This window comes from Inquilinus sp. CA228 (assembly GCF_052078665.1).
Classification (GTDB): domain Bacteria; phylum Pseudomonadota; class Alphaproteobacteria; order DSM-16000; family Inquilinaceae; genus Inquilinus.
This window is the reverse complement of the sequence record NZ_JBQJIK010000083.1, coordinates 15,808-37,083: the sequence shown is the minus strand read 5'-3', so window position 1 is coordinate 37,083 and position 21,276 is coordinate 15,808. Positions and strand designations below refer to the sequence as shown.

Annotated in this window: 23 protein-coding genes; 10 read left to right on the top strand and 13 right to left on the bottom strand. The window is 71.8% G+C overall.

Annotated elements, in window-relative coordinates:
- From addB to trxA, 3 genes are all read left to right on the top strand, one after another.
- Nucleotides 1-2,567 (top strand): double-strand break repair protein AddB (gene addB / locus ACTOWL_RS31210; protein ID WP_441325187.1); only part of this gene is annotated, 2,567 nt, incomplete at its 5' end.
- Nucleotides 2,564-6,019, top strand: coding sequence for a double-strand break repair helicase AddA (addA, locus tag ACTOWL_RS31205; RefSeq protein ID WP_441325186.1), 3,456 nt, complete (start codon nt 2,564-2,566; stop codon nt 6,017-6,019). The genes addB and addA, both read left to right, overlap by 4 nt.
- Nucleotides 6,020-6,094: 75 nt before the next feature.
- Nucleotides 6,095-6,415 carry a thioredoxin TrxA gene (trxA, locus tag ACTOWL_RS31200; RefSeq protein WP_441325185.1) on the top strand — a complete coding sequence of 107 codons (321 nt, stop codon included), beginning with the start codon at nt 6,095-6,097 and terminating at the stop codon, nt 6,413-6,415.
- Nucleotides 6,416-6,460: 45 nt separating this feature from the next.
- Here trxA and ACTOWL_RS31195 read toward each other — a convergent pair whose 3' ends face one another.
- Nucleotides 6,461-7,357 carry a LysR substrate-binding domain-containing protein gene (locus ACTOWL_RS31195; protein ID WP_441325184.1) on the bottom strand — a complete coding sequence of 299 codons (897 nt, stop codon included), beginning with the start codon at nt 7,355-7,357 and terminating at the stop codon, nt 6,461-6,463.
- A gap of 98 nt (nt 7,358-7,455) precedes the next feature.
- Here ACTOWL_RS31195 and pyrF point away from each other — a divergent pair, with 98 nt between their 5' ends.
- Entirely contained in the window at nt 7,456-8,283 is an 828-nt protein-coding gene (pyrF, locus tag ACTOWL_RS31190) for an orotidine-5'-phosphate decarboxylase (protein ID WP_441325183.1), read from the top strand.
- A gap of 6 nt (nt 8,284-8,289) precedes the next feature.
- Here pyrF and ACTOWL_RS31185 read toward each other — a convergent pair whose 3' ends face one another.
- The 3 genes from ACTOWL_RS31185 to ACTOWL_RS31175 all read right to left on the bottom strand — a co-directional run bounded on the left by ACTOWL_RS31185 (nt 8,290) and on the right by ACTOWL_RS31175 (nt 11,339).
- Nucleotides 8,290-8,793: an SH3 domain-containing protein gene (locus ACTOWL_RS31185; RefSeq protein ID WP_441325182.1), complete on the bottom strand. Its 504-nt coding sequence runs from the start codon at nt 8,791-8,793 to the stop codon at nt 8,290-8,292.
- A 56-nt stretch (nt 8,794-8,849) separates the two neighbouring features.
- Complete coding sequence (locus ACTOWL_RS31180; protein WP_441325181.1) at nt 8,850-9,938, bottom strand: DmpA family aminopeptidase; 1,089 nt, start codon at nt 9,936-9,938, stop codon at nt 8,850-8,852.
- 273 nt (nt 9,939-10,211) lie between these two features.
- A complete protein-coding gene (locus tag ACTOWL_RS31175; RefSeq protein WP_441325180.1) occupies nt 10,212-11,339 on the bottom strand; it encodes an iron-containing alcohol dehydrogenase in 1,128 nt (375 codons plus the stop codon).
- A gap of 142 nt (nt 11,340-11,481) precedes the next feature.
- On the opposite strand from ACTOWL_RS31175, the gene ACTOWL_RS31170 reads away from it, so the two are divergent.
- The 3 genes from ACTOWL_RS31170 (at nt 11,482) to ACTOWL_RS31160 (ending at nt 13,627) form a co-directional block, all read left to right on the top strand.
- Nucleotides 11,482-12,063: a hypothetical protein gene (locus tag ACTOWL_RS31170; RefSeq protein WP_441325179.1), complete on the top strand. Its 582-nt coding sequence runs from the start codon at nt 11,482-11,484 to the stop codon at nt 12,061-12,063.
- 14 nt (nt 12,064-12,077) lie between these two features.
- A complete protein-coding gene (locus ACTOWL_RS31165) occupies nt 12,078-12,302 on the top strand; it encodes a hypothetical protein (RefSeq protein ID WP_441325178.1) in 225 nt (74 codons plus the stop codon).
- Between the two features lie 92 nt (nt 12,303-12,394).
- On the top strand, nt 12,395-13,627 hold the full coding sequence (locus ACTOWL_RS31160) for a Zn-dependent hydrolase (RefSeq protein ID WP_441325177.1): 1,233 nt from the start codon (nt 12,395-12,397) through the stop codon (nt 13,625-13,627).
- 95 nt (nt 13,628-13,722) lie between these two features.
- Here ACTOWL_RS31160 and argB read toward each other — a convergent pair whose 3' ends face one another.
- The 6 genes from argB to rpmH all read right to left on the bottom strand — a co-directional run bounded on the left by argB (nt 13,723) and on the right by rpmH (nt 18,245).
- Nucleotides 13,723-14,637, bottom strand: a complete 915-nt coding sequence (gene argB / locus ACTOWL_RS31155) for an acetylglutamate kinase (RefSeq protein WP_441325176.1) — start codon at nt 14,635-14,637, stop codon at nt 13,723-13,725.
- Nucleotides 14,638-14,708: 71 nt separating this feature from the next.
- Entirely contained in the window at nt 14,709-15,383 is a 675-nt protein-coding gene (gene yihA, locus ACTOWL_RS31150) for a ribosome biogenesis GTP-binding protein YihA/YsxC (RefSeq protein WP_441325175.1), read from the bottom strand.
- Nucleotides 15,384-15,421: 38 nt separating this feature from the next.
- Nucleotides 15,422-17,266, bottom strand: a complete 1,845-nt coding sequence (yidC, locus tag ACTOWL_RS31145; protein WP_441325174.1) for a membrane protein insertase YidC — start codon at nt 17,264-17,266, stop codon at nt 15,422-15,424.
- Nucleotides 17,267-17,329: 63 nt separating this feature from the next.
- Entirely contained in the window at nt 17,330-17,623 is a 294-nt protein-coding gene (gene yidD / locus ACTOWL_RS31140; protein ID WP_441325173.1) for a membrane protein insertion efficiency factor YidD, read from the bottom strand.
- Nucleotides 17,620-18,045: a ribonuclease P protein component gene (gene rnpA / locus ACTOWL_RS31135; protein ID WP_441325172.1), complete on the bottom strand. Its 426-nt coding sequence runs from the start codon at nt 18,043-18,045 to the stop codon at nt 17,620-17,622. The genes yidD and rnpA overlap by 4 nt, the downstream gene beginning before the upstream one ends.
- A gap of 65 nt (nt 18,046-18,110) precedes the next feature.
- Entirely contained in the window at nt 18,111-18,245 is a 135-nt protein-coding gene (rpmH, locus tag ACTOWL_RS31130) for a 50S ribosomal protein L34 (RefSeq protein ID WP_138887974.1), read from the bottom strand.
- A gap of 145 nt (nt 18,246-18,390) precedes the next feature.
- On the opposite strand from rpmH, the gene ACTOWL_RS31125 reads away from it, so the two are divergent.
- Nucleotides 18,391-19,155 carry a methyltransferase domain-containing protein gene (locus ACTOWL_RS31125; RefSeq protein WP_441325171.1) on the top strand — a complete coding sequence of 255 codons (765 nt, stop codon included), beginning with the start codon at nt 18,391-18,393 and terminating at the stop codon, nt 19,153-19,155.
- 13 nt (nt 19,156-19,168) lie between these two features.
- Nucleotides 19,169-19,411: a hypothetical protein gene (locus ACTOWL_RS31120; protein WP_441325170.1), complete on the top strand. Its 243-nt coding sequence runs from the start codon at nt 19,169-19,171 to the stop codon at nt 19,409-19,411.
- 141 nt (nt 19,412-19,552) lie between these two features.
- Here the strand turns inward: ACTOWL_RS31120 and ACTOWL_RS31115 are convergent, their stop codons facing one another.
- The gene (locus ACTOWL_RS31115) at nt 19,553-19,996 is read right to left on the bottom strand and encodes an AbrB/MazE/SpoVT family DNA-binding domain-containing protein (protein WP_441325169.1); all 444 of its coding nucleotides are present in this window, start codon (nt 19,994-19,996) and stop codon (nt 19,553-19,555) included.
- 21 nt (nt 19,997-20,017) lie between these two features.
- Between ACTOWL_RS31115 and ACTOWL_RS31110 the strand changes: the two genes are divergently transcribed.
- On the top strand, nt 20,018-20,536 hold the full coding sequence (locus ACTOWL_RS31110) for a DinB family protein (protein ID WP_441325168.1): 519 nt from the start codon (nt 20,018-20,020) through the stop codon (nt 20,534-20,536).
- Between the two features lie 47 nt (nt 20,537-20,583).
- On the opposite strand, the gene ACTOWL_RS31105 is transcribed toward ACTOWL_RS31110, so the two are convergent.
- Nucleotides 20,584-20,898: a type II toxin-antitoxin system RelE/ParE family toxin gene (locus ACTOWL_RS31105; protein WP_441325167.1), complete on the bottom strand. Its 315-nt coding sequence runs from the start codon at nt 20,896-20,898 to the stop codon at nt 20,584-20,586.
- Between the two features lie 33 nt (nt 20,899-20,931).
- Complete coding sequence (locus ACTOWL_RS31100; RefSeq protein ID WP_441325166.1) at nt 20,932-21,234, bottom strand: type II toxin-antitoxin system ParD family antitoxin; 303 nt, start codon at nt 21,232-21,234, stop codon at nt 20,932-20,934.
- Nucleotides 21,235-21,276 lie beyond the last annotated feature (42 nt).

The following is a 21,276-nucleotide window of genomic DNA, read 5'->3' as shown; positions in this document are numbered from 1 at the left end:
GGCTGCTGGACGAGGTGCAGGCCGAAGGGCTGGGCTTCGACCGGCTGGACGGGCTGGTGCCGGCGGAGCTGGCCGAGCATTGGCAGGAGACGCTGCGCTTCCTCCGCATCGTCACCGAGACCTGGCCCGAGGTGCTGCGCGAGCTCGACGCCCTCGACCCGGCCGAATGGCGCGCCCGGCTGACCCGGGCCCAGGCCGAGGCCTGGACCGCGGCGCCACCGGCCGACCCGGTGATCGCCGCCGGCCTCTTGGGCACCAACCCGGCCGAGATCGCGCTGCTGCGCGTGGTCGCGTCGCTGCCGCAGGGCGCGCTGGTGCTGCCCGGGCTGGACCGCTTCATGGATGGCGAGAGCTGGGACCAGCTCGATGACGGCCACCCGCAGCAGCCGCTGAAGCGGATGCTGGAGGGGCTGGGCGTCGACCGGATGGCGGTCGCCGACTGGCCTGGCCCGGCAGCCACCCAGGGGCCGGCCCCGGGCGGGCCCGACCGCACCGTGCTGCTGCGCGAGGTGATGCGGCCCGCCGCCACCACCGATGCCTGGCGCAACCCGTCTGGCCTCGACGCCGCGGCGCTGGCCGGCCTGGCCCGGATCGACTGCGCCACGTCGCAGGAGGAGGCCGGCGTCATCGCCCTGCTGCTGCGCGAGGTGCTGGAGACCCCGGGCCGCACCGCCGCGCTGGTGACCCCGGACCGCGACCTGGCCCGCCGGGTGGCGGCGCAGCTGACCCGCTGGCAGGTGGCGGTCGATGATTCGGCCGGCCGGCCCTTGGCCGACACCCCGGTCGGCGCCTATCTGCGGCTGGTCGCCGACGTCGCCTTCCGCGATGCCTCGCCGCTGTCGGTGCTGGCCCTGCTGAAGCACCCGCTGGCCGCCGGCGGCGAGCCGATCGGCCTGTTCCGCGAGGCGCTGCGGCGGCTGGAGCGCCAGGTGCTGCGCGGCCCGGCGCCGGAGTCCGGCCTCGCCGGCCTGAAGGCGGCGCTAGCGGCCAGCGGCGCGGGGCCGTCGCTGGGCCAGTGGCTGGACAAGGTCGGCGGCATCCTCGGTCCCTTCATCGACGCGGTCCGTGCCGACGGCCAGTCCCCGGCCGAGCTGCTGCGGCTGCACATCGAATGCGCCGAGACGCTGGCCGCGACCGATGCTGAGCCCGGCCCCGCCCGGCTGTGGCGCGCCGAGGATGGCGAGGCGGCGCAGGCCCTGGCCGAGGAGCTGCTGACCGGCTTCGACGGCTTCCCGCCGATCCCCGGTCCGGACTGGCCCGGCCTGTTCGAGGCGATGATGGACGGCGCCGTGGTCCGGCCGCGCTGGGGCCGGCACCCGCGGCTGGCGATCCTGGGCCCGGTCGAAGGCCGGATGGCTCGGTTCGACCGCATCGTGCTGGGAGGGCTGAACGAGGGCACCTGGCCGTCCGCGCCGGCCGCCGACCCCTGGCTGTCGCGGCCGATGCGGCGGCAGTTCGGCCTGCCGGCGCCGGAGCGGCGCATCGGCCTGGCCGCCAACGACTTCGCCCAGGCCGCCGCCGGCACCGAGGTCTACCTGACCCGGGCGGAGAAGGTGGAGGGCACGCCGACCGTGCCGTCGCGCTGGCTGCTGCGGCTGCAGGCGGTGCTGGACGGCGCCGGCCTGACCCTGGCGCCGCCGCGGCGCGACTGGCGCGCCTTGGCCCGGCACATCGACCAGCCGGATGCGGTGCGGCCGGTGGCGCCGCCCAAGCCCAGGCCGCCGGTGGCCGCCCGGCCGCGGCGCCTGTCGGTCACCCAGATCTCGGTCTGGATGCAGGACCCCTACGCCATCTACGCCCGGATGGTGCTGGGGCTGGAGGCGCTGGACCCGATCGAGGCCGAGCCGGGCGCGGCCGAGCGCGGCACTGCGATCCACGACGCCCTGGCCGCCTTCCTGCAGGCCTATCCGGAGGTGCTGCCGCCGGATGCTGTCGACCGGTTGCTGACGCTGGGCCGGGCGGAGTTCGCCAAGCTGCCGCCGGGGCCGGACATCCGCACCTTCTGGTGGCCCCGCTTCGCCCGCATCGCCGCCTGGTTCGTCGAGACCGAGGCGCGGCTGCGCGCGGCCGGGCGGCGGGCGATCCTGACCGAGCAGAAGGGCTTGGTCACCCTGCCCGCCCCGGCCGGGCCCTTCGCCCTGTCCGGCATCGCCGACCGCATCGACCAGGGCCCGGACGGGCTGGTGGTGGTCGACTACAAGACCGGCGTGGTGCCGACCAACCCGCAGATCCTGGCCGGGCACCAGCCGCAGCTGCCGCTGGAGGCGATGATGATCCGCGACGGCGGCTTCCCCGGCGCGCCCCCGGGCGTGCCGGTGGCCGGGCTGGAGCATTGGCGCCTGTCCGGCGCCGCCATTGCCGGTGAGATCAAGCCGGTGAAGCCGGCCGAGGGCGATTTCGCCGCCCTGGCCGAGCAGGCGCTGGCCGGGCTGCACGGGCTGGTCGCGCGCTTCGACCTGCCGGAGACGCCTTATCTGTCGCAGCCGCGCGGCCTGGCGCCGCGCTTCTCCGACTACGCCCATCTGGCGCGGGTCAAGGAATGGTCGGCGGGGGGCGGCGAGGAATGAGCCTGGTCCGCCCCGACCCGACGGCGACGCAGCGCGAGGCGTCCGACCCCCGGCGGTCGGTCTGGGTCGGCGCGTCGGCCGGCACCGGCAAGACCAAGGTGCTGACCGACCGGGTGCTGCGGCTGATGCTGGCCGGTACGCCGCCCGACCGCATCCTGTGCATCACCTTCACCCGCGCCGCCGCGGCCGAGATGGCGAACCGCATCGCCGCCACCCTGGCGCGCTGGGCGACGATGCCGGATGAAAGGCTGCAGCTGGAACTGGCCGACCTGATGGGCGCGCCGCCCTCCACCCAGGTGCAGACCGAGGCGCGGCGCCTGTTCGCCCGGGTGCTGGACGTGCCCGGCGGGATGCGGATCCAGACCGTGCACAGCTTCTGCCAGTCGCTGCTGCGCCGCTTCCCGGTCGAGGCCGGGCTGCCGCCGCAATTCGAGCTGATCGACGACCGCAGCGCCGCCGAGATGCTGGAGCGGGTGCGCCGCCAGGTGCTGGAGGATGACGCGCTGGGCTGGGCGGTCGACCGGGTGGCGGCCGCGGTCGGCGCCGACGAGTTCGGCGAGATCGTGCGCGCGCTGGTGGCCGAGCGCGGCCAGCTGACCCGCCTGTTGGACGAGCAGGGCGGGCTGGACGCCGTCGTCGCGGAGATCCGCCGCCTGCTGGAGCTGCCCGAGGGCGCCACGGCCGACAGCCTGCTGCAAGAGGCCTGCGCCGATTCGGCCCTGGACTGCGACGCCCTGCGCGCCGCCGCCTATGCCCTGCTGGACAGCGACAAGAAGAGCGACCAGGACCGCGGCACCGCCATCGCCAACTGGCTGGAGGATCCGGCGGGCCGGGCCGGCCGCTGGGTCGAATACCTGCGCGGCTTCCTGACCAAGGAGGGCACGGTCTACAAGACTCTGGCGACCCGGACCGTCGCCGCCGTGCCCGGCGTGCTGGAGGCGCTGCAGGCGGAGGCGGAGCGCATCCTGGCCCTGACCGAGCGGCTGCGCGCCGCCGGGACCGCCGATGCCACCGCGGCGCTGCTGGCCCTGGGCGCGGCGCTGATCGAGCGCTACCGGGCGGAGAAGGCGCGCCGTGCCCTGCTGGACTATGACGATTTGATCCTGCAGGCCGGCGACCTGCTGGAGCGGCCGGGCAAGTCGGCCTGGGTGCTGTTCAAGCTGGATGGCGGCATCGACCATGTGCTGATCGACGAGGCGCAGGACACCAGCCCGGAGCAGTGGCGCGTGGTCGAGGCGCTGACGAACGAGTTCTTCGCCGGCCTCGGCGCCCGCGAGGATGTCGACCGCACCGTGTTCGTGGTCGGCGACGAGAAGCAGTCGATCTTCAGCTTCCAGGGCGCCGACCCGGCCGAGTTCAGCCGCGTGCACGGCCTGTTCGACCGCCGCAGCCGCGAGGCCAAGCGGCCGTTCCGGACCATCCCGCTGGAGACGTCGTTCCGCTCTGTCTCCGCGGTGCTGGAGCTGGTCGACGCCGTGTTCGCCCGCGACCCGGCGCTGGACGGGGTGGCGCCGGAGTCGCCGCGCCATTTCGTGTCGGAGCGCCGGCGGCTGCATGGCGGGCTGGTCGAGCTGTGGCCGCTGCTGGGCCCGAGCGAGAGCGACGAGGCCCCGGCCTGGGAGCCGCCGACCGAGCAGCGCGGCATCAGCGACCCCGGCGCCCGACTGGCCAGGCTGATCGCGGCCCGCATCGCCGGCTGGCTGCGCGAGGGCGCCATCCTGGAGTCGAAGGGCCGGCCGATCCGACCCGGCGACGTGCTGATCCTGGTGCGCACCCGCAACCGCTTCTTCGTCGAGCTGATGCGCGCCCTGAAGGCGGCCGATGTCCCGGTCGGCGGCATGGACCGCATGGTGCTGACCGAGCAGCTGGCGGTGATGGACCTGATGGCCCTGGCCCGGTTCCTGCTGCTGCCGGAGGACGACCTGTCGCTGGCCGAGCTGCTGAAGGGCCCGCTGGTCGGCTTCGACGACGACCGGCTGTTCGCCCTGGCCCATGGCCGGCGCGGCACGCTGTGGGGGGCGATGGCGTCCTCGCCCGACCCGGCGGTGAAGGCGGCGCGGGCCTGGCTGTCGGAGATCCTGGACCGGGTCGACTTCCAGGCGCCGTTCGAGCTGGTCTCCGGCGTGCTGGCCCAGCCCTGCCCGGGCGACCCGATCTCCGGCCGCCGCGCCATGCTGGGCCGGCTGGGGCCGGAGGCGGAGGACCCGCTGGACGAGCTGCTGTCGCTGGCGCTGGGCTTCGAGCGGCAGCTGCCGCCATCGCTGCAGCGCTTCCTGCACTGGCTGGAGACCGGCACCACCGAGGTCAAGCGCGAGCAGGAGCAGGGCGGCGGCCAGGTGCGGATCATGACTGTGCACGGCTCGAAGGGCCTGCAGGCGCCGATCGTGATCCTGCCCGACCTGGTCGGCATGCCGCGCGGCGGCGCCCGGGCCGGCGAGAAGATCCTGTGGCCGGATGAGGCCTTGCCGGTGCCGCTGTGGGCACCGCGCGCGGCGGACCGGCCGCCGGCCTATCGCGAGGCGATGGAGCGCGCCGACCGCCGCCGCGACCAGGAGTATCGCCGCCTGCTGTACGTCGCCCTGACCCGGGCCGAGGACCGCCTGTATCTGTGCGGCCACTACGCCACCGAACGCGGCAAGCCGGCCGATGGCTGCTGGTACCATCTGGTCCGCGACGGGCTGGCGACACTGGCCGAGGCCGCGACGGTGGCGATCGACGGCATCGAGGGCCCAGGAGTCGAAGAAGGGGGCCTGCGCCTGCATCGGCCCCAGGCCGATCGGCCCGTCGGGCCCGAAGCGACGGCGCCATCGGCGGCAATCGAGGCACCGGCGCCGGACTGGCTGCACCGCCCGCCGCCGCCGGAGCCGGACCCGACCCGGCCGCTGACCCCGTCGCGGCCCGAGGCCGAGCCGCCGGCCCGGTCGCCGCTGGACGGCAGCGACCAGGGCCGGTTCCGCCGCGGCGCGCTGATCCACGCTTTGCTGCAGGCGCTGCCGGAGCTGCCGCCTGGGGCCCGCGAAGCGGCAGCGCGGCGCTACCTGGCCCGGCCGCAGCACGGCCGCGACGAGGCCGAGCAGGCGGAGATCGTCGCCACCACCCTGGCGGTGCTGGACCAGCCCGGCTTCCAGGCGCTGTTCGGCCCCGGCAGCCGGGCCGAGGTGCCGGTGGTCGGCCTGGTCGAGGGCCGCGCCTTGTCCGGCCAGATCGACCGGCTGGTGGTGACGCCCGATTCGGTGCTGGTGGTGGACTACAAGACCAACCGCCCGCCGCCGGCCGGCGTCGAGTCGGTGCCGCGCGCCTACCTGGCCCAGATGGCCGCCTATCGCGCCGCGCTGCGCCTGGTTTATCCAGGCCGGACAGTGCGCTGCGCGCTGTTGTGGACCGAGGGGCCGAGGCTGATGGAGCTCCCGCCCGGGACGCTGGACCGGCATGCCCCCGGCGCATCGGCTTGACCTTGTTCCGTTCTCGTCCCTACCCTATCTCCACGTGGTGAGGTGGCGTCCCCGCCCCTAAGGCAAGGAATTCCCATGAGCACGAAGCCCGTCTCGGATAACAGCTTCGAAACCGACGTCCTGAAAGCCTCGGGTCCGGTCCTGGTGGACTTCTGGGCCGAGTGGTGCGGCCCCTGCAAGATGATCGGCCCCTCGCTGGAAGAGATCGCCGCCGAGCTGGGCGGCAAGGTCAGCGTGGTCAAGCTGAACATCGACGAGAACCCGATGACGCCGCCGAAATACGGCGTGCGCGGCATCCCGACCCTGATGCTGTTCAAGGATGGCCAGGTCGCCGCCACCAAGATCGGCGCCGTGCCGAAGAAGAGCCTGCAGGACTGGGTCGAGAGCAACCTCTGATCCCGCTGCGATCCTGACGGAAAGCCCCGCTTCGGCGGGGCTTTTTCATTGCGGAATGATCGCGGCCGGAGGCTGCTTTGCCCGGCGGCCTTCCGCCGCCAGCCAGAGGGCGAAGCGGTCCGCCGCGGGATGGCTGGCGAGCGCGGGCCTGAGGCAGGTGAAGCGGGTCGCCAGCGGCCTGAAGCCCCAGGGCGCGATCAGCCGGCCGGTCTCGATGTCGGTCTGTGCGAAGGCCCAGGCGGTGACCGCCACCCCAAGGCCGGCAGCCGCCGCCTCGATCATGTAGGAGTTGTGCTCGAACGACCGCTCGGCCGATGGCGGGGGCAGCTCGACGCCCGCATCCGCGGCCCATCGGGCCCACCCGTCCGTGAAGGTCTCGCTGTGGAGCCTCGGCAGGAGCAGGGCCGCCTTGCGGTCCGCCGCGCCGGACAGGGCGGGGGACAGCACCGGACCATAGGCGTGATCGAGGAAGGGCGTCGCCGTCATGCCGGGTGGCGCCGCGCCGCGGTGCAGCCGGATCGCGGCCTGGACGCCGCCGTCGCCGAAGCTTGCCGCGCCGCCATCCTCGAGGATCCGGACCTGGACGCCGGGATTGGCGTCGATGAAGCCGGCGAGGCGCGGGATCAGCCACTTCATGGCGAAGGTGCCCGGCGAGGAGACGACGAGTTCCTCCCCCGGCCCGGCCCCGGGCAGCCCCGCCGCGATCCGGTCGAACGCCGCGGCCAGGCTGGCGGCGAGCTCCCGTCCCGCCGGGGTGAGGGCGAGATCGTGCCGCGGCCCGGCCAGGAGCTTTGCGCCGAGCTGCTGTTCCAGCGCCTTGATCTGGCGGCTGACCGCGCCATGGGTGACGCAGAGTTCGCCGGCCGCGCGCACCATGGACCCGGCGCGGGCAAAGGCCTCGAAGGCCTGCAGACCCTTCAGCGAAGGTAGCCGACGCCTCACCCTGTGACTCCAGCTCACATCCCCGACCGGCTTAGTCGATTGCCCGAGAAAGGCCAAGGCCCGATCAAGCATGGGCCATCCCATCCGGAGTCCGACCCATGGCCAGCTTTGCCGAGCGCTTTGCCGATCTCTCCGCCCGCCGATCGCCGCTCTGTCTCGGCCTCGACCCGTCGGAGGAGCTGTTCCGGCGCTGGGGGCTGGCCGATGACATCGCCGGCCTGCGCCTGTTCTGCCGGACGGTGCTGGAGGCGGCGGGCGAGCTCGTCGCCGTGGTCAAGCCCCAGGCCGGCTTCTTCGAGCGCTTCGGGGCCGAGGGCATGGCCGAGTTCGCCGCGGCGATCGCGCAGATCCGGAGCCAGGGGGCGCTGTGCCTGATCGACGCTAAGCGCGGCGACGTGGCCGGAACCATGGCCGGCTATGCCGCTGCCATGCTCGGGGCCGGGAGCGGCTTCGGCGGCGACGCCGTGACGGTCAGCGCCTATCTGGGGTTCGACGCGCTGCGCCCCGTGTTCGACCGCGCGGTGGCGACGGGGACGGGCGTGTTCGTCGTGGTGCAGCCCTCGAACCCGGACGGCCGCGCGCTGCAGCAGGCCCGGCATCCTGACGGCCGCACCGTGTCGGAGGCCCTGGCCGACGAGATCAGCGCCTTCAACGCGGCCCGGGGCCCCGGCGTCGGCGCGCTGGGCGCCGTGGTCGGCGCGACGACCGATCCGGCCGCCATGCTGGACCGCCTGCCGCAATCCCTGATCCTGGCGCCCGGAATCGGCGCGCAGGGCGCGGATATGGCCGAGGTGGGAGCAAAATTCCGGTCCGCGCGCGGGCGGGTCCTGCCTTCGGTGTCCCGCGCCATCCTCGGCCAGGGGCCGAGCCTCGCGGCGCTGCGCGACGCGATCCTGCGCTGCCGCGAGGCCGCCTGGCCGGCCTGAAGGGCCCTACTCCACCTTCTCGCTCGGATACGCTCCCCAGAAGGAGGCGCGGCGCATCCAGCCGCGATAGCCCTTGAGGTCGACATAGCACCAGTCAGCCTGCGCCCCGTCGCCCGGGCAGCGCAGCAGCGAGCCGATCACCCCCGGCTCCGCCTTCGCCATCAGGCCGGAGCCCTCGCCGGGCTCGTTGTAGATCGGCTGGTCTTCCTTGCCGGTGACCACCAGGCTGCGCCGGCGGGTCAGCAGGGCTTGGTGGACCCAGCCCTCGATCCCCTCCCAGTCCCGCACCCGGCGCCAGGTGTCGAACTCCGCGATCACCTCGACCGGCAGGCCCTTCTTGCTGACCACCCATTCGACCGGATAGCGCTCGCCCGGCCCGGTGCGGAGATTGATCTCGTCCGACCGCAGCGAGACGAATCGCGGCACCGGCTGGCCGCTGCCGGCGGCATGGGCGGCGAACGGCAGGGCCGCGGCGAGAACGAAGAAGAGAGCGGTGATGGATCGGCGCATGGGCCCCCAGGCGGCGGCGGTCGATGCCGACACAAGAATCCCGGGCGCCGGCGCCGTCAAGTGCGTCCGTAGCGGCGCATGATGTCCGGCAGCCGCTCGATCGGCAAAGCGTGGCTGACCCGGCCCTGGCGGCCCGTCGTAGTCTCGGCGGCGCAGAGCGAGTTCCAGATCGCCTCCTCCGTCGCCTCGACCACCGCCGCCATCAGCGGCTGCAGCGCGAAATCCGGCAGCATGCGCAGCTTCTCGAACGGCAACACGCGGCTGGCATCGGTGGCCTGGCCGAGATCGTTGCCGGTGGAGAAGGCGATGAACACGTCGCCGCTGCCCGGCCAGCCCAGGCCGCCGCAGCGAGCCAGGCCCAGCCCGGCGCGCTGCGCCAGCCGCTTCAGCTGGTGCGGGAACAAGGGCGCGTCGGTGGCGACCACGACCAGGATCGAGCCTTCGACCCGGCGCTGGGCGAAGCAGCTGGGCACGTCGGTGACCGGGATCTCGCGCCCGACCGGCACGCCGTCGAGCAGCAGCCGGTCGCGGTCGCCGTAATTGGTCTGCACCAGGATGCCGACGGTCCAGCTCTCGCCGCCCTGGGCGACGATGCGGGAGGCGGTGCCGGTGCCGGCCTTGAACTCATGCGCGTTGGTGCCGGTGCCGCCGCCGGCGCAGCCCTCGGCCACCGGGTCGGCGGTGGCGCGGCGCAGCGCCTCCAGCGCGTGGTGCGGCCGCACCACGAAATGCTCGCTCTCGGACAGCCAGCCGTCATAGGTCTCGGACACCACCGGCATCTTGAAGTCGGCGCCGGTGGCCAGGGTCACCTCGGCGTCGACCATGCCCTCGTGCACGGCGCCGATCGAGAAAGTGCCGGTCAGGGACAGCGGACCGCAGAGCAGACCGAACTCGTTGATCCAGGTCAGGCCGGTGACCTCGCTGTTGCCGTTCAGCACATGGCCGGCGGCGAACAGGTTGCGGCGCCAGATCTCGCCGTCCTGCGGCACGATCGCGGTGATGCCGGTGCGGATGACGTGCGGCGCCTCCTCGACCAGGGTGACCTGGCCGACCAGCACGCCGGGGACATCGGTGATGCCGTTCTTCGGGCCGGGCGGCAGCGTGCCGATCGACAGCCCCAGATCCCGCAGCCTCGCGCGCGCCATCCCGACCCTCGCTCTAACGCCGGGGCTTCGCCCCACTGCCTGGGTAACAGGCCGGGCGGGTGCGATCTACGCCCCGATTGGGGTGTATCGGGCAAGAAAAAGGGCCGACCCGATGGCCGGCCCGAGTTGAACAGGGAGGTTCATGCACGATGCGGACGTGCACCCCTAGAACCCCTTGCCGGGGGGGAGGTTCCCACCCCCTTGAAAAATTTTGCCCATCATGCATGCGCCGCCCGGATCTGCCTATTCCGTAAGCGCGACAGGCCTCCGACATCACCCCAGCGCGGCGTCGAACAGGGCCTCGTAATCGGCCCGCGACACCGGCCGGGCGTTGCTGGCGGTGGAGTGGTCGGCGACCGCGCCGGCGACCGCGCGGTCGCGATGCGCCTCGGTCACGCCCATCTCGCGCAGGCTCTTCGGCAGACCGAGCCGGGCGTTCAGGTGCTCGATCGCGGCGGCGAGGTCGGTCTCCTCCACCAGCCCCATGCCGCGGGCCAGCCGGGGATACTTGGCGGCCGCCGCCGGGGCGTTGAAGCGCAGCACCGCCGGCAGGATCACGGCGTTCAGCGTGCCGTGATGCAGCACCGGGTCGGGGATGGCGCCGAGCGCATGCGACAGGCCGTGCACCGCGCCCAGCCCCTTCTGGAAGGTCAGGCCGCCCTGCAGCGCCGCCATCATCATCTCGGCTCGCGCCTCGCGGTCGCCGCCCTCGGCCACCGCCCGCGGCAGGAAGCGCATGGCCCGGCCGGCGCCGTCCAGCGCGATGGCGTCGGCCGGCGGGTTGTAGCGCGGCGACAGGAAGGTCTCGATGCAATGGGTCAGCGCGTCCATGCCGGTCGCGGCGGTCAACAGCGGCGGCAGGCCGAACGTCAGCTCCGGGTCGCAGATGGCCCGGGCCGGGATCAGATGCGGGCTGATCAGCGCCAGCTTGCGGCCGTCGCGCAGGGTGATCAGGGCGCCGCGCCCGACCTCGCTGCCGGTGCCGGCGGTGGTCGGGATCGCGATCAGCGGCGCCACCGGGCCGATGCGGCCGGCGCCGCCCTCGATCAGCGCGTATTCGGCCAGCTGCCCGGCATGGGTGGCGCGCAGGGCCACGGCCTTGGCCAGGTCCATGGCCGAGCCGCCGCCGAGCGCCACCAGCCCGTCGCAGGCGGCGTGCCGGAAGGCTTCGAAGGCCGTGTCGACCGCCGCCTCGGTCGGGTTGCCCGGCGTCTCGGTGAACAGCGCGTGCTCCGCCGGCAGCATGCGGCGCACCCGGTCGAACATCGGCAGCCGGGTGATGCCGGGGTCGGTGACCAGCAGCGGCTTGCGGATGCCGAGCTCCGCCAGCTCCTGCGGCAGCAGCTCCACCGCGCCCGCACCGAAGCGGGTGGTGGTCAGATAGGTGATGGTGTCGGCCATCGGTGCGGTCCTCGGTCTTGGCGTTCTGGGGGGGGTCGGAGGAACCCTAGAGGATGCCGCCCGGCATCGGAAGCCGGCGAGCGACCTTCGCCGCACGACCCGTTACGCTCGCATGATCGCCATCCGAGTCGCGGGGCATCGCATGCGGCGCCTGGCCTTCCTGCTGGCCGTCCTTGTGCTGACGGTCCTCAGCCAGATCGGCGGCGCGGTGCTGATCCTCGCCTGGCTGCTCAGCCGAGCGCTGCCGCTGGAGGGCCGGCTGCGCGGCCTCGCGCTCCTCGGGCTGTTCGCGATCCTGTACGCCATCGCGACCCTGGTCGTCGTCCCGCCCCTCGCGGCGCTGGCCGGGCGGGTGCCCCTGCCCTGTCGGGCCGAGCCCGGCCGCCCGGTCGCCGCCGGCAGCCCGCTGTACTGCCTGCTGAACCGCAACTATGTCGACCCGAGGCTGGGACCACTGCTCGACGCCCTCGCCGCGGCCATGGACCAGGCCCATCCCGGCACGGTCACGCTGTATCTGGACGCCAATTTCCCGTTCCTCGACGGCATGCCGCTGGCGCCGCACCTGTCGCATGACGACGGACGCAAGCTGGACCTCGCCTTCTCTTCTATGCCGATCCCGACGGCGCCTATCGGCCGGGCCTGCTGCGGTCGCCGATCGGCTACTGGGCCTTCGAGCAGCCGGGACCGGACGACCCGCAGCCCTGCGCCGAGCTGCGCTGGCTGACGCTGCGCTGGGACATGGGCCTGCTGCAGGGGTTGTACCCCGACCGGCCGCTGGAGCCGGAGCGGACAAGGGCGGCCGTGGCCTGGCTGCTGGCCGATGGGCCGCGCTTCGGGCTCGAGAGGATCCTGCTGGAGCCGCATCTGGTCCGCCGCCTCGGCCTGTCTTCGCCGCTGCTGCGCTTCCAAGGCTGCCGTGCCGCCCGGCACGACGACCATCTGCATCTGCAGATCGCGCCCTGACGGCGCAAAGGCTTTGCGCGGCCCGCCGCAATACGCAAACCGATCGAGCGGGGGCGGCGATATGCTGCCGCGGCAACGATCCCGGATCCGCCATGACCACTCGCCCCGTCCTCGACCCAGTCCGCCTGCTCGACCGGCTGCAGCGCCTGGGCGCCGTCGGCCGCGGCCCGTCCGGCGGGCCGACCCGGCTGGCGCTGACCGATGCCGACCGCGACGGCCGCGACCTGCTGGTGGGCTGGATGCGGGAGGCGGGGCTGGAGGCGCGGGTCGACCGCATCGGCAATATCTTCGGCCTGTGGCCGGCGGCGGGCGACGCCGACCCGGTGATGATCGGGTCGCATATCGACACGGTGATCGACGCCGGCATCTATGACGGCTGTTACGGCGTGCTGGCCGGGCTGGCGGTGGTCGAGGCGCTGCGGGCCGCCGGCACCGTGCCGGCCCGGCCGGTCGCGGTCGCCGCCTTCACCAATGAGGAGGGGGTGCGGTTCCAGCCGGACATGATGGGGTCGCTGGTGCATGCCGGCGGGCTGGGCCTCGACGCCGCCCTGGCCACGATCGGCACCGACGGCGCCGTGCTGGGCGAGGAGTTGGCGCGGATCGGCTATGCCGGCGACCTGGAGACCGGAGCGATCCGCCCCGCCTGCTATCTGGAGCTGCACATCGAGCAGGGACCGATCCTGGAGACGGAGGGGCTGGCGATCGGCGCCGTCGATTCGCTGCAGGGCATCTCCTGGCAGCGCATCACCATCACCGGCGCGGCCAACCATGCCGGCACCACGCCGATCGCCGCCCGCCGCGACGCCGGCCTGGCCGCCGCCCGCGTCGTCGCCCATCTGCGCGACCGGGTGGCCCGTGCCGGCACGCTGGCCACCGTCGGGTCGCTGCGGCTGGAGCCGGACGCGATCAATGTGATCCCGTCGCGCGCGGTGTTCACGGTCGACCTGCGCGACCCGGAGGAGGAGCGGCTGCAGGCGGCCGAGGCGGAGTTGGCCGGCTATCTCGAACGGCTGGCCGAAACCGAGGGTGTGGAGGTAGCGGCTGAGCGGCTGGCGCGGTTCAGCCCGGTGCGGTTCGACCCGGAGCTGGTGCGCCTCATCGCCGAGGCGGCGGAGCGGCGCGGCCATCGCTGGCGCCGCATCACCTCCGGCGCCGGGCACGACGCCCAGATGATCGCCCGGATCGCGCCGTCGGCGATGATCTTCGTGCCCAGCCGCGGCGGCATCAGCCACAACCCGGCGGAGTTCACCGCGCCGGAGCAGCTGGCCGCCGGCGCCGAGGTGCTGCTGGACGTGGTGAGCCGGCTGATCGGTCTGCAGGTGTAGGTTGGGTTCGCCCTGGCGAACCCAACACGGGTCGAGCGATGAAGGGTGTTGGGTTCGCGGGGCGCGAACCCAACCTACGATTCAGGCTCGGCGATTCACGCCCGGATCAGCGTCCCGATGCCGCCTTCGGTGAAGACCTCGAGCAGCACGGCATGCGGCACCCGGCCGTCCATGATCACCGCACCCTCGACCCCCTGCTCGACCGCCGAGATGCAGGTCTCGAGCTTCGGGATCATGCCGCCGGAGATGGTGCCGTCGGTCATCAGCTCGCGCGCCCGGGCCAGCGGCAGCTCCTGGATCAGCGACTTCTCCTTGTCGAGCACGCCGGCGACGTCGGTCAGCAGGAAGAAGCGGGTGGCGTTCAGCGCCGCGGCGATGGCGCCGGCCGCGGTGTCGGCGTTGATGTTGTAGCTCTCGCCGCGCGGGCCGACGCCGATCGGCGCGATCACCGGGATGAAGTCGCTGTCCTCGAACGCTTCCAGGATCTCCGGGTTCACCGCCGCCGGCTCACCGACGAAGCCGAGGTCGAGGATGCGCTCGATGTTGCTGTCGGGGTCGCGCTTGGTGCGCTGCAGCTTGCGGGCCGAGATCAGGCCGCCATCCTTGCCGGAGACGCCGACCGCCTTGCCGCCGACCGCCTGGATGGCCGAGACGATCGACTTGTTGATGTTGCCGGACAGCACCATCTCGACCACGTCGACGGTGTTGCGGTCGGTGACGCGCAGCCCGTCGACGAATTCGGACTTGATGTTCAGCCGCTCCAGCATCGCGCCGATCTGCGGGCCGCCGCCATGCACCACCACCGGGTTGATGCCGACCTGCTTCAAGAGCACGACGTCGCGGGCGAAGCTCTCGGTCAGCGAATCGTCGCCCATGGCGTTGCCGCCGTATTTGATGACGAAGGTGGCGCCGGCATAGCGGCGCATGAAGGGCAGCGCTTCGACCAGGGTCTGGGCCTTGTCGAGCGAGGCGGCGGGAAGGACAGGCGGGGCGGCGAAGGGCTTGGTCATCGGGCTCGAATCCTGCGAGCGGTTGCCGGCGTCCCTGTCATGCCCGACCGCGCGGCCGCGATCAACCGCGGTCAGCCGTTCTTCGCGATCTCGGTGAGGAAGGCGCGCAGCTCCGGGATGCCCTCGCCGCCGTCGCTGCTGGTCAGGAACACCCGCGGGAAGGCGGCGGGGTGGCGCTTCAGCTCGGCCTCGACCTCCGGGATCCGGCGCTCGCGCTCGCCCTTGCCGACCTTGTCCATCTTGGTCAGCACCACCTGGGTGGCGACCGCGGTGTCGTCGAGCAGCTTCAGGATCTCGGCGTCCGACTCCTTGATGCCGTGCCGGCCGTCGACCAGCACCAGGGCCCGGCGCAGCGTCGCCCGGCCGCGCAGATAGCCCTTCAGCGTCTCGGTCCAGCCCTGGGACAGCGACTTCGACACCTTGGCGTAGCCGTAGCCCGGCAGGTCGACCAGCGACAGCCGGCCGCCGAGGTCGAAGAAGTTGAGCTGCTGGGTGCGGCCCGGGGTGTGGCTGATGCGGGCGAGGGTCTTGCGCCCGGTCAGGGCGTTGACCAGGCTGGACTTGCCGACGTTCGACCGGCCGGCGAAGGCGATCTCCGGCAGGCCCGCGGGCGGCAGGTCGGTCAGCGCGGCCGAGCCCCAGGTGAAACGGCATTCCTGCGCGAACAGCAGCCGCCCCGCCTCGATCGCCTCCGGACCGAATGCCTCTCGCTCGGCAGCCTGCGGCTCCGTCACCCCTTTGGTCACCTTCGGCTCCGGCACCCCTTTGGTCGCCTCCGGCTCCGTCACCCCTTGCGGCCCGCCGGCTTGCGGGGGCCGGGCGCCTTCGGAGCGGCCGGCGCCTTCGGCGCGGCGCCATCGCCGTTCTTCTTGCGGGTGACCGAGGGCGGCAGCGCCGCCGGTGCCTCGGCCCCCTCCTCCATCCCGCCCGAGATCTTCACATGCATGCGCTTCATGATCGACCACTGCTGCAGGATCGTCAGCGTGTTGTTCCAGGCCCAGTAGATCACGAGGCCGACCGGGAAATGCGCCAGCATGAAGGTGAACACGATCGGCAGCATCATGAACACCTTGGCCTGGACCGGATCGGCCGGCGCAGGGTTCAGCTTCTGCTGCAGGAACATGGTGACGCCCATGATGATGGGCGCGGCGCCGATCATCAGCATCGCCGGCGGCGACCAGGGGATCAGGCCGAACAGGTTGAACACCGTGGTCGGGTCGGGCGCCGACAGGTCGTGCATCCAGCCGAAGAACGGCGCGTGCCGCATCTCGATGGTGACCAGCAGCACCTTGTACAGCGCGAAGAACACCGGGATCTGGATGATGATCGGCAGGCAGCCCGCGGCCGGGTTGACCTTCTCGCGCTTGTACAGCGCCATTAGCTCCTGCTGCTGCTTGGCCTTGTCGTCGGCGAAGCGCTCGCGCAGCTTCACCATCTCCGGCTGCAGCGCCTTCATCTTCGCCATCGAGCGGTACGACTTGTCCGCCAGCGGGTAGAACAGCAGCTTCAGCGCCAGGGTGAAGATCAGGATCGCGACGCCGAAATTGCCGACGACGCTGTGGATCCAGGCCAGGATCTTGAAGAACGGCTTGGTCAGGAACCAGAACCAGCCGAAATCGATGGCGAAGTCGAATTTGGTGATGTTCAGCGTCTCGGCATAGCTGCCGATCAGGTCGACCTCCTTGGCGCCGGCGAACAGCCGGCCGGTCGATTCCACGGTCTGGCCCGGGGCCACGGTCACGGCGTCGGCCTGGTAGGTGGCGAGGTAGCGGCCCTCGCCCTCCGACTGGTGCAGGAACTGGGTGTCGACCTTGACCGCCTGGTCCGGGATCAGCGCCGCCAGCCAGTACTTGTCGGTGAAGCCGAGCCAGCCGCCGGTGGTGCTGTTCCGGACCGCCTTGTCGTCCTGGATGTCGTGGTAGGTCTTCTCCTCGAGCGTGCCGTTGAACACGCCGTAGGGGCCCTCATGCAGCACGTAGTAGCCCTGGGTCACCGGCGTGCCGAAGCGCAGCACCCGGCCGTAGGAGGCGAGTTGCACTGGCTTGTCGGTGTTGTTCACGACCCGCTGAACCACCGTGAACATGTAGTTGGCGTCGATCGAGATGCTGCGTTCGAACACCAACCCCTGGCCGTTGTCCCAGCGCAGCACCACCGGCGCGTCCGCGGTCAGCGTCTCGCGATCCGCGGTCCAGACCGTGTTCGCGCCCGGCACCACGACCGAGGGATCGGCCGGCGCCCAGCCGTAGTCGGCGTAATAGGGAGACGGCCCGCCCAGCGGCGTCAGCAGCACGATCTCCGGGCTGTTCGGGTCGACCGTCTCGCGGTAGTCGCGCAGGGTGACGTCGTCGATCCGGCCGCCGGTCAGGTTGATCGAGCCGTGCACGCGCGGCGCGTCGATCTTGACCCGGCCGCTCTGGGCCAGCGCCTGGGTGCGGTCCATCGGCGCCTGGGCGGCCGTGCCGATCGCGGTCGGCGCCTGGGGCGACGCGGTCGAGGTGGTGGTGCCGGCCGTGGTCTGCTGCTGCGGCGCCGGCGCGGGCGGCGTCGCCGCCGGGAACAGGAACTGGAAGCCGAGAAGGATGGCCAGCGAAAGGGCGATCGCCAGGATCAGGTTCTTCTGGTCGGTCATCGCATCAGGGCTCCGGTCCCGGCCTCTGCCCTCACATCTGGCCGGCCGGTCAGTCGAATACGGTCAGTTGTCGGTGGGCCGGGCCGTTCCGCCGCAGCAGGCGTCACGGCCGGACCCGCCGGCATTCTTGGTCGGGGCGTCGGGCACGGGGTCATACCCCGACCCACCCCAGGGGTGGCAACGCGCGATGCGCCGCAGGGCCAGCCAGCCCCCGGCGATCGCACCGTGCCGCTCAATAGCCTCGATCGCATATGCGGAGCAAGTGGGCGCGAAGCGGCACTGGCGTCCAATCAGCGCCGACAGGCTGTAACGGTAGCCGATCACCAGGGCGCGCAGTCCATGGGCCAGCGGGCTCATGCCGCAGCCCCTGCCGCCTCCGCCGCCGGGCGCACGGCGCCCAGCTTCTGCAGGGCGCGGTCGAGATCGGCGACCAGATCGGCGAAGGGCCGGCGGATGGTTTCGCCGCGGGCGATCAGCACCAGGTCGAGGCCCGGCGCCGCCCGGCGGCCCAGCACCTCGGCCGCGGCGGCGCGCAGGCGGCGGCGCGCCCGGTTGCGGGCGACCGAATTGCCGACCTTGCGGCTGGCGGTGTAGCCGACCCGCAGGTCGCAGCCGACGGTCGCCTCCGCGTCGTTCCTGGCCTGGTCCCAGCGGCGCAGCTGGACGATCACGCCCGGCTGCGCCCATTTGCGGCGCGTGCCGGCCACGGCCAAAAACTCGGCCCGCTTCTTCAGCCGGCCGAGGCGGATCAGGGAAGGATCGTCAAGGCGGACGCGCATCCGGTCACCCCGGCCCAAGCCCTCAAAATCAGCAGATTTGCCAAGGCAAATCTGCTGGGCCCGGATTACGCGGAGAGGCGCTTCCGGCCCTTGGCGCGACGATTGGACAGCACGCGGCGGCCGCCGACGGTCGCCATGCGGGCGCGGAAGCCATGGCGGCGCGCACGCACCAGCTTGCTGGGCTGAAAGGTTCTCTTCACGATCGGACTCCGGATGGCTCTACTGCGCCCTTCCGGACGCAAAACGGTCGCGGGTTATAGGCACGACCGGCGCCCGAGTCAATCGATCCGCCCACGGATCGGTGCGGGGATGCGCTGGAGGCAGGTCTTCCGGTAGATTGGCGCCATGGCATGGAATCCGACCCACACCCTGAAATTCGCCGGCCCGCGGCTGCAGCCCGGGCTCGACCTCATCACCCGCCTGCCGGACATCGAGGCGCGACGGATCGTCGACCTCGGCTGCGGCACCGGCGCCCTGGCCGCGCAGCTGGCCGAACGCTGGCCGCGCGCCGCGGTCACCGGCCTGGACCGCGACCGCAACGCCCTGCGCGAGGCGCGGGCGACCCATCCGGACCTGGACTGGGTCGAGGGCGACATCGCCGACTGGACGCCCAAGGAGCCGGTGGACCTGATCTTCTCCAACGCGGCGCTGCAATGGCTGGAGGGACACGAGGCGCTGGTGCCGCGCCTGCTGTCCTGCCTCGCGCCCGGCGGCGTGCTGGCGGTGCAGATGCCGCGCAACTTCGACGCGCCGAGCCATGTGCTGATGCGGGCGCTGGCGTCGGAGCCGCCCTGGTCCGGCCGGATCCCGCTGCGCCGCCCGCCGGTCGGCATGCCGGCCGCCTATTACGACCTGCTGGCGCCCCGCACCGCCGCGCTCGACATCTGGGAGACCGAGTACCTGCACGTGCTGAAGGGCGACAACCCGGTGCTGCACTGGGTGCGCGGCACCGCGCTGCTGCCGGTGATGGCGGCGCTGTCGGGGCCGGAGCTCGACGCCTTCATCGCCACGTATTCGGCGCGGCTGGCCCAGGCCTATCCGCCGCAGCCGGACGGCAGCACCCTGTTCCCCTTCCGCCGCCTGCTGCTGCTGGCCCGGGTGGGGGCTTGAGCGGGAAAGCCGGATGAGCTTCGCCTGTCCCGTCTGCCGCTTTCCCGGGCTCGAGGAAGCACCCTATGACGAGCATGGCTGTGCGTCGTTCGACATCTGCCCTTGCTGTGGAACGCAGTTCGGCTACGACGATGCGACGACCGGCCATTCCGAACTCCGGGCCCGGTGGATCGCCGGCGGCAAACGCTGGTGGAGCGAGAAGGGGCCGCCTGCAGATTGGGGTGCTGAGACGCAATTGGCACAGATCGGCGAGTAGGTCGGGTTCGCGGTACGCGAACCCGACATCGATGACGTAGAGAACAACAAAGTGTTGGGTTCGCCCCAACAGGCGAACCCAACCTTGCTCGCTGGTCGGGATGGTCGCCGGTCAAGGGATAGCGGACGATCAGATTTGCTATCAATCGTCGGCAAGACGCCGCCTGGCCTCGGCGAGCACGCCGGCGTCCATCTCCTCCGGCGACTTGGGCTTGCCGCGATGGGGAAGCGACCCGAAGACATCTTCGGGCTGCGTCTCGGGGAAGGCCGGCACAGGCTTCAACAACACGCCTTCGGGCGTTTCCTCGACCAGCAGCCGTGTTCCCGCCCGCCACTCCCGCCGCTGCCGGATGGCACTGGGCAGGATCACCCGCCCCTTGGTGGAAACGGTGGTCGTGAGCTGATCCGCGCCGGCCATCACACTTGCATCCCGGCAAAGTAAATCGATCGTGAGATAGAGACTGACGGCACCGGCTTCAAGCGCCTTACGCGGCCCGGCCGCTCCCGCTTTGACCTCCGGCAGGATCGGCGCGAGACTGTCGGCGGGTGGCGTCCGACCGAGTCGGCATGGCTGCAGATCTTCCACGCAAGTCACGGACAGACCACGATGACGCAATCGCTCCTGACATCATTGTTCCAATACAAGGCCTGGGCGAATGACCGGCTGCTGGCCGCCATGGCCGCCCTGGACGGCGAAACCCTCCAGACAGAGCGGCACTCGGCCGCCCTGATCCTCAACCACGCCCACATCGTCGACCGCATCTTCGCCGCCAATCTGCAGAGGATCGAGCACGGCTACAGCGACAACGAACCCGACCATGCTCCGGCGCTGGACGCGCTGTCCGCCGCGGTCCGGGACACCGACCGCTGGTATGTCGACTACGCCGCGCGGCTGAGCCCGGACGAACTCGCGGAGGTGATCGCCTTCACCTTTACCGACGGCAAGCCCGGGCGGATGTCGCGCGAGGAGATGCTGGCCCATGTGATCGCCCATGGCGGCTATCACCGCGGCCAGGTGGGCCAGATCCTGTCGCAGATGCCGATCGCGCTGCGGCGCGAGAGCGTGTTCCGCGACACCTTCACCAGCTATCTCCACCGGCCCGACGCGGCTGCCAGAGTGGGATAGGCGCTGTCCCGTAGGTCGGGTTCGCTTGGGCGAACCCGACCTACGGCTCATTGCCCTGGCGGCACATGGCGTCCGAGGTCCATCGCATCATGCAGGATGCGCAGCACTTCGATGACGCCTTCGTCGATGACACGATAGACCAGAACATGTCGGCCGGTGCGGCCGCGCCTGGCGACACGCAGCGTGCGGATGCCTGCCTGAACCTCGTCGCGTGCCTTGCTGTCCGGAAGGTCTGGCCCGCCTCCCAGTGCGCGGATGGCCTGGATGATCGTCTGCCGATAGTCGCTCGCCTGCTTCGGACCGAAGGTTTGCGTGGTCCAGCGAAGAATGGAAGCGAAGTCCCGATTGGCCGTGATGCTCAAGCGGACCCGCCAGCGGCCGCCGGCCATTCTGGATCAGTCCGCCGAACCGGATTTGGTGGCGCCGGATATGGCTTCCTCGGCCAAGGCGTTCAGGTGCCGCTCCAGATCGTCCATGGACTCGAACTCAGTGTACTCTCCGCGCTCCATCGCATCGATTCCGACCTGGACCGCGGCCCGCAGACGCTCCAGCTTGGCCGCGTCTTCCTGTTCGCGCTGCTCGACCAGACGGAGCCCCTCGCGCAGGACCTCGCTGGCGTTCTGGTAGCGGCCGGACTTGACCAACCCTTCGATCAGCTCGGCCTGATGGTCGGTCACGACGACGTTGCGGGTCGGCATCGCGGGCTGTCCTCTGAACACGTCTGCAGATGAATAGGATAG

Coding starts and splice junctions, on each gene's coding strand:
- addA (WP_441325186.1), top strand. CDS start 2,564: ATGAGCCTGGTCCGCCCCGACCCGACGGCGACGCAGCGCGAGGCGTCC.
- trxA (WP_441325185.1), top strand. CDS start 6,095: ATGAGCACGAAGCCCGTCTCGGATAACAGCTTCGAAACCGACGTCCTG.
- pyrF (WP_441325183.1), top strand. CDS start 7,456: ATGGCCAGCTTTGCCGAGCGCTTTGCCGATCTCTCCGCCCGCCGATCG.
- ACTOWL_RS31185 (WP_441325182.1), bottom strand. CDS start 8,793: ATGCGCCGATCCATCACCGCTCTCTTCTTCGTTCTCGCCGCGGCCCTG.
- ACTOWL_RS31180 (WP_441325181.1), bottom strand. CDS start 9,938: ATGGCGCGCGCGAGGCTGCGGGATCTGGGGCTGTCGATCGGCACGCTG.
- ACTOWL_RS31175 (WP_441325180.1), bottom strand. CDS start 11,339: ATGGCCGACACCATCACCTATCTGACCACCACCCGCTTCGGTGCGGGC.
- ACTOWL_RS31170 (WP_441325179.1), top strand. CDS start 11,482: ATGCGGCGCCTGGCCTTCCTGCTGGCCGTCCTTGTGCTGACGGTCCTC.
- ACTOWL_RS31165 (WP_441325178.1), top strand. CDS start 12,078: ATGGGCCTGCTGCAGGGGTTGTACCCCGACCGGCCGCTGGAGCCGGAG.
- ACTOWL_RS31160 (WP_441325177.1), top strand. CDS start 12,395: ATGACCACTCGCCCCGTCCTCGACCCAGTCCGCCTGCTCGACCGGCTG.
- argB (WP_441325176.1), bottom strand. CDS start 14,637: ATGACCAAGCCCTTCGCCGCCCCGCCTGTCCTTCCCGCCGCCTCGCTC.
- yidC (WP_441325174.1), bottom strand. CDS start 17,266: ATGACCGACCAGAAGAACCTGATCCTGGCGATCGCCCTTTCGCTGGCC.
- yidD (WP_441325173.1), bottom strand. CDS start 17,623: ATGAGCCCGCTGGCCCATGGACTGCGCGCCCTGGTGATCGGCTACCGT.
- rnpA (WP_441325172.1), bottom strand. CDS start 18,045: ATGCGCGTCCGCCTTGACGATCCTTCCCTGATCCGCCTCGGCCGGCTG.
- ACTOWL_RS31125 (WP_441325171.1), top strand. CDS start 18,391: ATGGCATGGAATCCGACCCACACCCTGAAATTCGCCGGCCCGCGGCTG.
- ACTOWL_RS31120 (WP_441325170.1), top strand. CDS start 19,169: ATGAGCTTCGCCTGTCCCGTCTGCCGCTTTCCCGGGCTCGAGGAAGCA.
- ACTOWL_RS31110 (WP_441325168.1), top strand. CDS start 20,018: ATGACGCAATCGCTCCTGACATCATTGTTCCAATACAAGGCCTGGGCG.
- ACTOWL_RS31100 (WP_441325166.1), bottom strand. CDS start 21,234: ATGCCGACCCGCAACGTCGTCGTGACCGACCATCAGGCCGAGCTGATC.